The sequence below is a fragment of the Pseudalkalibacillus sp. JSM 102089 genome, from assembly GCF_041366475.1.
GTDB lineage: Bacteria > Bacillota > Bacilli > Bacillales > Guptibacillaceae > Guptibacillus > Guptibacillus hwajinpoensis_B.
Genome location: NZ_JBEWYW010000014.1, coordinates 58,807 through 68,355 on the forward strand (window position 1 = coordinate 58,807; position 9,549 = coordinate 68,355).

Here is a 9,549-nt window from a genome sequence, read left to right on the forward strand (position 1 = left end):
ATAATAATTGCGAGTGATTTCTTGCAATGAGAAGATAAATGAATGAAGAAAGATCGTAGGGAGGAGCACGATGGACAAGTTAGTTATACAATTATTGAACGAAAGCCGAGAACGTATTTACACTAGATGGATGGATGAGATGGAGAGAGTACGTGATGAACATCGGCTTCAATCAATAACAGATAATGCTTATATAGAAACGAACAAAGAGTTGTTCGAAATTATTTACACGCATATTGAACAAAACGTTCATAAACCAACAGATCGAATGACAGAGTTTGCAGAGCGGTTGATGAAGATTGGGTGGAGACTGAGTTATGTCACTCAGGGGTTACAAAACTTCCGTCGAATTATTCTAGGTGTTCTTCTTGATGCGAATCAATCTAATGATAAAGTGTTTAGCATGTACGATGAAATCGATCGTTGGATCGATCCAATTGTTAATCAATTAATTAATGAGAGCGCAAAAAATTGGGAGAACACTGTATCTATTCAAAAAGTTGCTCTTCAAGAATTATCAGCACCTCTCATTCCGGTATTTGAGAATATTAGCGTCATGCCACTTATAGGCACAATTGATACTGAGCGAGCGAAACTTATAATGGAAAACTTGTTAACTGGTGTTATTAAACACAGGTCTCAAGTTGTTCTTATTGAAATCACTGGGGTTCCAGTTGTTGATACGATGGTCGCTCATCATATTATACAAGCAGCAGAAGCAGTGAGACTTGTTGGTGCTCAGTGCATTCTTGTAGGGATTAGACCAGAAATTGCTCAAACAATCGTTAACCTGGGAATTGACCTTGGACAATTCCCAACGAAAAGTACGTTATTTAAAGGCATGAAAACTGCATTAGAAATGACAAAACGTCAAATGATTGAGATTGAGTAAGGGGGTAAGACTATGCGGATTCCTATATTAAAATTAAATGAGTATTTACTAATTACTATACAGATAGATCTCGATGACAAAACAGCACTTCAATTTCAGGAGGATTTGCTCGAGAAGATTCATGAAACAGGAGCAAAGGGCGTTGTAATTGATTTAACTTCTGTCGATATGATTGATTCATTTATTGCCAAAGTTTTAGGTGATGTAGTGCGCATGTCGAATTTAATGGGGGCAAAAGTAGTGCTGACAGGAATTCAACCTGCTGTTGCTATTACGCTAATTGATTTAGGCATCATGATGAAGAATGTCCCGACTGCATTAGATTTAGAACAGGGGTTAGAGAAATTACAACAGGAATTGGGGGGATAAGTTATGAATATCCAATCCTGTGTGGAAGTACGAAATGAATGGGATATTGTGAAAGCGAGACAGTCTGGTAGGAATATTGCAAAAGAGCTAGGCTTCGGTACTGTTGATCAAGCTCGTATTACGACGGCTATTTCTGAACTCGCTCGTAACATATACCTCTATGCCGGGAGTGGCGAAGTAGCCATTGAACGGGTAGAAAATGGGGGGAAGTTAGGACTTAAAATCGAAGCATCTGACTCTGGCCCAGGAATTAAAGATATTAGAAAAGTAATGGAAGATGGTTTTACAACCTCTGGTGGTCTTGGAGCTGGTCTTCCTGGGGTCAAACGATTAATGGATGAGTTTACGATCGATTCGAAAGAAAATGAAGGAACTGTTATCACTTCTATTAAATGGCTCCGTTAAGGAGGATAGACAATAATGGACGACCGAGATCTTCAATATCAAAAATATAAAGCAATATTAGAGAATTATTTAGAGGAGCAGTCTGAGCAAACCTTATATAAGGGACAGCAGTTTAGTCGAAAGATGATCGAACAAAAAATATCTCCTGAAGAAGCTGTCAGTCTCCATGTGAGCGTTCTTGAGGAACTGTTCCCGGATATACCTGAGCCGCTTAAAAATTCGTATGATTTTCTACTTGAGATGATGATCGGGTATGGGTTTGCATACAGAGAGCATCAGAGTCTTCGCAGTCGTCAGCAACAATTAGAATCCGAAATTGAGATCGCGGCAAACATGCAGCAAACCTTGCTTGCGGGTGATAAGCCGGAAGTTCAGGATCTTGATATTGGTGCTATTAGTAAACCCGCCCAGAAAATGAGCGGGGATTACTATCATTTTGTTCAAGATGAGAACAATTGCGTTAGTGTAGCTATCGCTGATGTTATTGGTAAGGGAATCCCAGCTGCTTTATGTATGAGTATGATTAAATACACAATGGATAGCGCACCAGAGCAGCGAATGCAGCCAGGTGCCGTTCTTGAAAATCTAAATCGTGTAGTCGAGCAAAATGTTGACCCTAATATGTTCATTACAATGTTTTACGGATTATATGATCCTAGGGTTCATTCATTTTATTACGCTGGTGCCGGTCATGAACCGGGCTTTTTTTACGACGCAGAAAAAGATGAGTTCGAGGAGCTATTTACAAAGGGACTTGTCCTAGGGGTCTCAAAGAAAACGTCATATCAAGAATACCAACGTGTCCTTAATGGAAATGATATGGTTATCATGCTTTCAGATGGTGTAACTGAATGCCGCTCTACTAATGGTTTTATCGAACGTGATGAAATAGTTGCGTTAATTCGTAAATACATCCACCTCTCTGCTCAAGAAATTGTCGATGAGGTTTATCGAGAGCTTGAGCGCTTACAGGAGTTTGAACTCAGAGATGATTTCACCCTTGTTATTTTGCGTCGTGAGGTTTAACTTCTTTCAAAAAGTGGAATAAGGAAATAATGGATTTAACTAATAATTAGAAGCAACCTACAGGGGGTAATGTTATGAATTTGCAAATCAAACAAGAAGATCATGAAAATACACATCATTTACATATAGCTGGTGAGATAGATGCTTATACAGCACCTCAGCTCCGTGAAGCTTTGCTTCCGTTAACTGGAAAAGAAGGACATGAGACACTTGTTCATCTTGGTGAGGTAAACTATATGGACAGTACTGGTCTTGGTGTCTTCGTAGGTGCACTGAAGTCATCTAAAGAGCACGGTAGCTCTCTTAAGTTGACTGGAATGACTTCACGTGTACAACGTCTTTTTGAAATCACTGGATTAGACGAAGTGATCGATATCGAAGACGTAAAGGGGGGATCGAAGTGATCAATATTTCAGATTTCGTTGAAATGAAAATCCCAGCACAAGCAGAATTTGTTGGCGTTACGAGATTAACGGTTTCAGGAATTGCAAATCGCATGGGGTATTCTTATGATGAGATTGAGGATATCAAAATTGCTCTTTCAGAAGCTTGTACAAATGCAGTGAACCATGCTTATAAAGAAGATGAAAAGGGTCAAATCACAATTGGATTTGGCATTTATGAAGACCGTCTTGAGATGATGGTGCTCGATCGCGGTCAAAGTTTTGACTATACAAAAGTTTCCGAAAAGCTTGGACCAGTTGATAGTGACAAGTCTGTAGAACAACTCAGTGAGGGAGGATTAGGGCTCTTTCTGATTGAATCACTGATGGACAAAGTGGAAATCAGTGGAGAGGACGGAGTAGTAGTCATGATGACAAAGTTCCTCCATAGAGATGGGGTGGAAGTAGATGCCGACACAATCTCATCATCCCCGCAATAATAACAACAATGAGGTATATGAGTGGATTGAACAATATCAAAACGATCCGACTGATGAAGTTGTTCAACTAAAGCTTGTTGAGCGGTATCAGGATCTAGTCCAGTCACTCGCCCGTAAGTTCTCGAAAGGGAAAAGCATTCATGACGACCTTTCACAGGTTGGGATGATTGGGTTGCTTGCAGCTCTTCGTCGTTACGACCCTGAATTTGGTAGAAGCTTTGAATCATTTGCAGTTCCAACGATTGTCGGTGAAATCAAAAGATTTATTCGGGACAAAACATGGAGTGTTCACGTTCCGAGAAGAATCAAAGAGCTTGGCCCCCGTATTAAAAAAGCGGTTGAAGAATTAACTAATGAACTTCAGCGTTCTCCAAAGGTCGATGAACTTGCAGAGTACCTAAATGTATCTGAGGAAGAAGTTCTTGAGACGATGGAAATGGGCAAAAGTTATCAAGCTCTTTCGGTTGATAGTTCAATTGAAGCAGATCAAGAAGGAAGTACAGTTACCTTACTTGACCTAGTTGGGGATCAAGAGCAAGGGTTTGATCTTGTTGATCAGCAAATGCTTCTTAAAAAGGCTTTTGCAGTACTCACTGAGCGAGAACAAGAAATCTTGAATTGTACGTATTTTGAAAATATGAGCCAGAAAGAAACTGGAGAGAAGCTTGGTATTTCACAAATGCATGTTTCCCGCTTGCAGAGAAGAGCTCTCGAAAAATTAAGACAGGCTATTCGCATTGAACCAACGGAGGCTTTTTAATCATGATTCACCATCATGATTTTAAAAAGCTTACTGTTGCGGCTTATCAGAAACCAAAGGCAGGTAATCAGATGTGCGGGGATAGCTATTATGTAGCTGAAACATCTGATTATTTCATTTGCGCTGTAGCGGATGGGCTTGGCAGTGGAGATATGGCTAAAGATTCTTCCCTAGCAGCTATCAATGTAGTAAAAGAATATCAGGATGAAGATGTAGAAGCTCTGATGAAACGTGCAAATGAAGAGATGAGAGGGAAACGCGGGTGCGTTCTTTCTATTTTTAAACTTGATCTTAAGACAAGACAGCTCGAATATAGTGGTATAGGAAATATTAATTTAATAATTTACCAACCGGATGGTAAGATTGTTCGTCCTATCTCTTATTCAGGGTATCTTTCAGGAAAGCTTCAGAAGGTGAAGGTGCAATCAATTGATTATCCTTCAGGGTCCTCTTTCGTTACTTATTCTGACGGTGTTCAAATTAGTTCTAAAAACTACTCAATGATTGCTCGATTTGATTCAGTAAAGGAATCCTTTCAGCATTTAACAGACGCGCTTCCATCTACAAATGATGACATTACTCTACTTGTAGGGAAAACGGTATAAAAAGTTCTTCCAGATAAATCAGGGAGAGCTTTTTTATTTTGATTTAAGTTTCTTCTACTTAATAGAAGAAATCGTCTGTAGTATTTTTGTGATTTTGCTTGCGAGCTTTTAACTAATCAACTTATCCGGTAAACTAATAATATTATCGAATGACTCCCGAGGAGGAATTATTTTGGAAATGACAGCAGATCAAAAGCAAGCGGAACATTTTCATAAGGTAGCGCAGAAATTGCAGCTTGCTGAACGAAGTGTACGAGAAGTAATTACACTTTTAAATGATGGCAACACGGTTCCGTTTATTGCGCGTTACCGTAAGGAGTTAACAGGTGGGCTTGATGAAGTTCAATTGAGGGATATTCAGGAAGCTTGGCTTTATCTTCAAAACCTCGCCAATCGAAAAGAAGAGGTTATTCGTCTCATACAGGAGCAAGACAAACTAACAGATGAATTAAAGAAGCAACTAGAGAAGGCTACTAAGCTTCAAGAAGTAGAAGATCTATATCGACCTTATAAACAAAAGAAACGAACGAAGGCTACAATCGCAAAAGAGAAGGGATTGGAGCCTCTTGCTCTTTGGATTCTAAATGATGGAACTGGAGAAGCCTCCAACGCGGCTGTAGAATACATATCAGAAGAAAACGAAGTTCCTACAGTGGAAGAGGCCATCCAAGGAGCGCGGGATATTATTGCTGAATGGATATCAGATGATGCGGACGCACGGAAGTGGATTCGTGCAAAAACGTTTCAACATGGTATTCTTCAAACCGCTGTGAAATCTGAAGAAGATGATCCTAAAAAGATATTTGAAATGTACTATTCCTACCAGGAAGGTATTTCAAAAATCGTTCCACATCGGGTTCTAGCGATTAATAGAGGTGAGAAGGAAAAAGTTTTACGTACATCAGTCACCCCGCCTACTGATTCAATCCATGATTATTTAAATAGGAAAATAATAAAAAATCAGCAGCAAAGTTGCGTCACTCTATTAGAGGAAGCCATTATTGACAGTTACAAACGTCTTATTCAACCTTCTGTAGAAAGAGAAATACGTAAAGAATTAACTGAGCGAGCAGAGGACCAAGCCATTCATATTTTCTCAGAAAACCTAAAACATCTTTTACTACAACCCCCTTTAAAAGGAAAGAGAGTCCTTGGGGTAGATCCTGCCTTTCGAACTGGGTGTAAACTAGCTGTTGTTGATGATACCGGTAAAATGCTTAATGTATCTGTTATCTATCCAACACCGCCACGTTCAGAAGTTGAGAAAGCGAAAGCTATAGTGATACAAATGATAAAAGACTACGATATCGAGATGATTGCTATAGGGAACGGGACGGCATCACGTGAAACCGAACAGTTTATTGCAGATGTGATAAAAGAAGTGAAAGTAAAAGTGGTCTATTTAATAGTTAATGAAGCAGGAGCGAGTGTTTACTCTGCATCAGACCTTGCAAGAGAAGAGTTTCCCGATCTTCAAGTGGAGGAACGTTCGGCGGTCTCCATTGCGCGTAGAGTTCAAGACCCACTTGCTGAGCTAGTTAAAATTGATCCTAAATCAGTAGGAGTAGGACAATATCAGCATGATGTGTCTCAGAAAAAGCTGAATGATCAATTAACCTTTGTCGTGGAAACCGCTGTTAACCAGGTTGGCGTTAATGTGAATACAGCTTCTGTCTCTCTCCTTCAATATGTAGCAGGTCTTTCTCGAGCAGTTGCGATGAATATCGTTAAAAAACGAGATGAAGAAGGAAAGTTTACAAGTAGGGTGCAGTTAAAGAAAGTGCCAAGGCTTGGTGCTAAAACATATGAGCAGTGTATTGGATTTCTTCGAATAATGGGTGGGAAGCAACCTCTTGATCAAACAGAGATCCACCCTGAAAGTTATCAGGTAACAAAAGCACTTTTAGAACGTATTGATTGTAAGCCGCAGGATATTGGGACTGAACAACTAGTGCAATCATTGTCTGCAATTCCGATGAAGGAAACTGCGGAGGCTTTAAATATAGGGGAACCCACGTTACAAGATATTGTGGCGTCTCTGCAGAAGCCGGGGCGTGACCCCCGAGATGAACTCTCGCAGCCTATTTTAAAAACGGATGTGTTGAAAATGGAAGATCTTGAACAGGGTATGGAGTTAGAAGGAACAGTACGAAACGTAGTAGACTTTGGTGCTTTTATTGATATAGGGGTTAAACAAGATGGGCTTGTTCATATCTCGAAATTAACGACTCGCTTTGTGAAAAACCCTATGGAAGTTGTCCATGTGGGGCAAGTTGTTACTGTATGGGTTGATGAAGTCGATTTGAAAAGGGAAAGAATCGCTCTTACTATGCTAAAGCCATCATAAGCACTGCCCTTAGGGGCGGTGTTTTCTTCTGTAAAAAAACCAACATTGATTAAGAAGTTTGATTTGTCGGCGATCTTTCTCAAGGTAAGCTTGTTTCAGTTGTTTCTTAAACCATACAGGCAACTCCATCTCCTCCTTTAATGGATGACACTGCGTGAATGATGATGTAAATTAGTTTATGAAAAGCGGCTTGTATATGTTCGGAAAGTGAAAGGATGAATGAGTTGACTGAGAAAGAACTGCAGCGTTTAGTAGAAGCAATATCCGAGGGGTATTTTGGTAGACCTTTTCTTCATCAAGCTACATTTAATGCTCGTTTAAGAACTACTGGCGGACGTTATTTGTTAAGGTCACATAATCTTGAATTCAATAAAAAGCACTATGATCAATTTGGTATAACAGAACTTGAAGGGATTATAAAGCATGAACTATGTCATTATCACCTACACATTCAGAAGAAAGGTTATAAACATCAGGACCAGGATTTCAATCAACTTCTTCAAAAAGTGGGGGGGTCACGCTACTGCCAGGTAGTACCTGGGCAAAGAAGGGTAGAATCATATAAGCACCTTTACGAGTGTCAACAATGCCATGCTAAGTATAGAAGGAAGAGAAGGATGGACACCTTACGATATGTGTGCGGAAAGTGTAGAGGAAAGTTAAAACAAGTTTATTGAAAGTTATCATTGACGACCTAGATTGTATGTGGTAAATTAATAAAGTCTCTTCGGAGAGCAAGTCCAAATCGAATACATAATGCTTTAAGAAATTTCAAAAAAGCTGTTGACTTTGATTGCTGGATGAGTTATTATATTAAATGTCGCCGATAACGGAGACGACAAATTAAACACTATTCCACAGTAGCTCAGTGGTAGAGCTATCGGCTGTTAACCGATCGGTCGTAGGTTCGAATCCTACCTGTGGAGCCAAACGGAGAAGTACCCAAGTGGCTGAAGGGGCGCCCCTGCTAAGGGTGTAGGTCGCGTGAGCGGCGCGAGGGTTCAAATCCCTCCTTCTCCGCCATTTTTATGGCCCGTTGGTCAAGCGGTTAAGACACCGCCCTTTCACGGCGGTAACACGGGTTCGAATCCCGTACGGGTCACCAACAAATTTTTAAAATAAAATGTTTCAACAACATGATATGTAATCAGTTATAGAGGTCTCGTGGTGTAGCGGTTAACATGCCTGCCTGTCACGCAGGAGATCGCGGGTTCGATTCCCGTCGAGACCGCCATTATTTTCTAAAATGAATCTGATTATATAAATTGTTGGGCTATAGCCAAGCGGTAAGGCAACGGATTTTGATTCCGTCATGCGCTGGTTCGAATCCAGCTAGCCCAGCCATGTTGAGCCATTAGCTCAGTTGGTAGAGCATCTGACTTTTAATCAGAGGGTCGAAGGTTCGAGTCCTTCATGGCTCACCACTTTTTGCGGGTGTGGCGGAATTGGCAGACGCGCTAGACTTAGGATCTAGTGTCTTACGACGTGGGGGTTCAAGTCCCTTCACCCGCACCAATTCTTTTAAAATGCTAAGTTTTCATCAAGTAACGATGTGCGGTTGTGGCGGAATGGCAGACGCGCTAGCTTGAGGGGCTAGTGGGGGAAACCCCGTGGAGGTTCGAGTCCTCTCAACCGCACCAAATATAATATGCGCCCGTAGCTCAATTGGATAGAGCGTCTGACTACGGATCAGAAGGTTAGGGATTCGACTTCTCTCGGGCGCACCATATTTATTTACTTAATAAAATGTCGGGAAGTAGCTCAGCTTGGTAGAGCACTTGGTTTGGGACCAAGGGGTCGCAGGTTCAAATCCTGTCTTCCCGACCATCAATATCGCGGGTGTAGTTTAGTGGTAAAACCTCAGCCTTCCAAGCTGATGTCGTGGGTTCGATCCCCATCACCCGCTCCATTAAAGATGGGCCTGTAGCTCAGCTGGTTAGAGCGCACGCCTGATAAGCGTGAGGTCGGTGGTTCGAGTCCACTCAGGCCCACCATCTTTTGAAAAAAAGTTGTTGACACTGTTCAAGTCATCATGGTATGATGGTTTGGTCGCTGAAAACGACAACGAAAGAAATAAATTGATCTTTGAAAACTGAACGAAACGCCATGTAAGTAGTTGTTTCTACGGAAACAATACATTGTTTTAAAGCTAGATTAAGCTTTCTATCGGAGAGTTTGATCCTGGCTCAGGACGAACGCTGGCGGCGTGCCTAATACATGCAAGTCGAGCGAAGAGATGGGAGCTTGCTCCCTGATCTTAGC

11 protein-coding genes, 12 tRNA genes and 1 rRNA gene are annotated in these 9,549 nt (G+C 41.0%); 23 read left to right on the forward strand and 1 reads right to left on the reverse strand.

Annotation, left to right across the window (positions count from 1 at the left end; genetic code table 11):
• The first annotated feature begins 70 nt into the window (after nt 1-70).
• The 9 genes from ABVF21_RS20235 (at nt 71) to ABVF21_RS20275 (ending at nt 7,287) form a co-directional block, all read left to right on the forward strand.
• Nucleotides 71-892 carry an STAS domain-containing protein gene (locus ABVF21_RS20235; protein ID WP_303535791.1) on the forward strand — a complete coding sequence of 274 codons (822 nt, stop codon included), beginning with the start codon at nt 71-73 and terminating at the stop codon, nt 890-892.
• A 12-nt stretch (nt 893-904) separates the two neighbouring features.
• A complete protein-coding gene (locus ABVF21_RS20240) occupies nt 905-1,261 on the forward strand; it encodes an STAS domain-containing protein (RefSeq protein ID WP_194222497.1) in 357 nt (118 codons plus the stop codon).
• Between the two features lie 3 nt (nt 1,262-1,264).
• A complete protein-coding gene (locus ABVF21_RS20245; protein ID WP_194222496.1) occupies nt 1,265-1,666 on the forward strand; it encodes an anti-sigma regulatory factor in 402 nt (133 codons plus the stop codon).
• 15 nt (nt 1,667-1,681) lie between these two features.
• Entirely contained in the window at nt 1,682-2,692 is a 1,011-nt protein-coding gene (locus ABVF21_RS20250; protein WP_303535794.1) for a PP2C family protein-serine/threonine phosphatase, read from the forward strand.
• Nucleotides 2,693-2,766: 74 nt separating this feature from the next.
• Nucleotides 2,767-3,096, forward strand: a complete 330-nt coding sequence (locus tag ABVF21_RS20255) for an STAS domain-containing protein (protein WP_371018855.1) — start codon at nt 2,767-2,769, stop codon at nt 3,094-3,096.
• A gap of 23 nt (nt 3,097-3,119) precedes the next feature.
• Nucleotides 3,120-3,575 (forward strand): anti-sigma B factor RsbW, encoded by a 456-nt coding sequence (gene rsbW, locus ABVF21_RS20260; RefSeq protein WP_048313049.1) that lies wholly within the window; start codon nt 3,120-3,122, stop codon nt 3,573-3,575.
• Nucleotides 3,544-4,335: an RNA polymerase sigma factor SigB gene (gene sigB, locus ABVF21_RS20265; protein WP_194222493.1), complete on the forward strand. Its 792-nt coding sequence runs from the start codon at nt 3,544-3,546 to the stop codon at nt 4,333-4,335. Before rsbW ends, sigB begins: the two co-directional genes overlap by 32 nt.
• A 2-nt stretch (nt 4,336-4,337) precedes the next feature.
• Nucleotides 4,338-4,940, forward strand: coding sequence for a PP2C family serine/threonine-protein phosphatase (locus ABVF21_RS20270; protein ID WP_303535800.1), 603 nt, complete (start codon nt 4,338-4,340; stop codon nt 4,938-4,940).
• A gap of 178 nt (nt 4,941-5,118) precedes the next feature.
• On the forward strand, nt 5,119-7,287 hold the full coding sequence (locus ABVF21_RS20275) for a Tex family protein (RefSeq protein WP_371018856.1): 2,169 nt from the start codon (nt 5,119-5,121) through the stop codon (nt 7,285-7,287).
• Nucleotides 7,288-7,296: 9 nt separating this feature from the next.
• On the opposite strand, the gene cmpA is transcribed toward ABVF21_RS20275, so the two are convergent.
• Entirely contained in the window at nt 7,297-7,410 is a 114-nt protein-coding gene (gene cmpA / locus ABVF21_RS20280) for a cortex morphogenetic protein CmpA (protein WP_303535803.1), read from the reverse strand.
• Between the two features lie 101 nt (nt 7,411-7,511).
• Between cmpA and ABVF21_RS20285 the strand changes: the two genes are divergently transcribed.
• The 14 genes from ABVF21_RS20285 to ABVF21_RS20350 all read left to right on the forward strand — a co-directional run.
• Entirely contained in the window at nt 7,512-7,964 is a 453-nt protein-coding gene (locus ABVF21_RS20285; protein ID WP_303535805.1) for a SprT family protein, read from the forward strand.
• Between the two features lie 177 nt (nt 7,965-8,141).
• Nucleotides 8,142-8,216 (forward strand) — tRNA-Asn (locus ABVF21_RS20290).
• Between the two features lie 3 nt (nt 8,217-8,219).
• A tRNA-Ser gene (locus ABVF21_RS20295) sits at nt 8,220-8,310 on the forward strand.
• A gap of 7 nt (nt 8,311-8,317) precedes the next feature.
• A tRNA-Glu gene (locus ABVF21_RS20300) sits at nt 8,318-8,392 on the forward strand.
• Between the two features lie 53 nt (nt 8,393-8,445).
• A tRNA-Asp gene (locus tag ABVF21_RS20305) sits at nt 8,446-8,521 on the forward strand.
• Between the two features lie 35 nt (nt 8,522-8,556).
• Nucleotides 8,557-8,631 (forward strand) — tRNA-Gln (locus ABVF21_RS20310).
• A 4-nt stretch (nt 8,632-8,635) separates the two neighbouring features.
• A tRNA-Lys gene (locus ABVF21_RS20315) sits at nt 8,636-8,711 on the forward strand.
• A 6-nt stretch (nt 8,712-8,717) separates the two neighbouring features.
• Nucleotides 8,718-8,802 (forward strand) — tRNA-Leu (locus ABVF21_RS20320).
• Nucleotides 8,803-8,841: 39 nt separating this feature from the next.
• Nucleotides 8,842-8,927, forward strand: a tRNA-Leu gene (locus ABVF21_RS20325).
• Nucleotides 8,928-8,937: 10 nt separating this feature from the next.
• Nucleotides 8,938-9,014 (forward strand) — tRNA-Arg (locus ABVF21_RS20330).
• 23 nt (nt 9,015-9,037) lie between these two features.
• Nucleotides 9,038-9,114, forward strand: a tRNA-Pro gene (locus tag ABVF21_RS20335).
• An 8-nt stretch (nt 9,115-9,122) separates the two neighbouring features.
• Nucleotides 9,123-9,196 (forward strand) — tRNA-Gly (locus ABVF21_RS20340).
• Between the two features lie 8 nt (nt 9,197-9,204).
• Nucleotides 9,205-9,281 (forward strand) — tRNA-Ile (locus ABVF21_RS20345).
• 169 nt (nt 9,282-9,450) lie between these two features.
• Nucleotides 9,451-9,549: ribosomal RNA gene (locus ABVF21_RS20350) — 16S ribosomal RNA — on the forward strand; the annotation flags it as partial.

Coding starts and splice junctions, on each gene's coding strand:
- ABVF21_RS20235 (WP_303535791.1), top strand. CDS start 71: ATGGACAAGTTAGTTATACAATTATTGAACGAAAGCCGAGAACGTATT.
- ABVF21_RS20240 (WP_194222497.1), top strand. CDS start 905: ATGCGGATTCCTATATTAAAATTAAATGAGTATTTACTAATTACTATA.
- ABVF21_RS20245 (WP_194222496.1), top strand. CDS start 1,265: ATGAATATCCAATCCTGTGTGGAAGTACGAAATGAATGGGATATTGTG.
- ABVF21_RS20250 (WP_303535794.1), top strand. CDS start 1,682: ATGGACGACCGAGATCTTCAATATCAAAAATATAAAGCAATATTAGAG.
- ABVF21_RS20255 (WP_371018855.1), top strand. CDS start 2,767: ATGAATTTGCAAATCAAACAAGAAGATCATGAAAATACACATCATTTA.
- rsbW (WP_048313049.1), top strand. CDS start 3,120: ATGAAAATCCCAGCACAAGCAGAATTTGTTGGCGTTACGAGATTAACG.
- sigB (WP_194222493.1), top strand. CDS start 3,544: ATGCCGACACAATCTCATCATCCCCGCAATAATAACAACAATGAGGTA.
- ABVF21_RS20270 (WP_303535800.1), top strand. CDS start 4,338: ATGATTCACCATCATGATTTTAAAAAGCTTACTGTTGCGGCTTATCAG.
- ABVF21_RS20275 (WP_371018856.1), top strand. CDS start 5,119: ATGACAGCAGATCAAAAGCAAGCGGAACATTTTCATAAGGTAGCGCAG.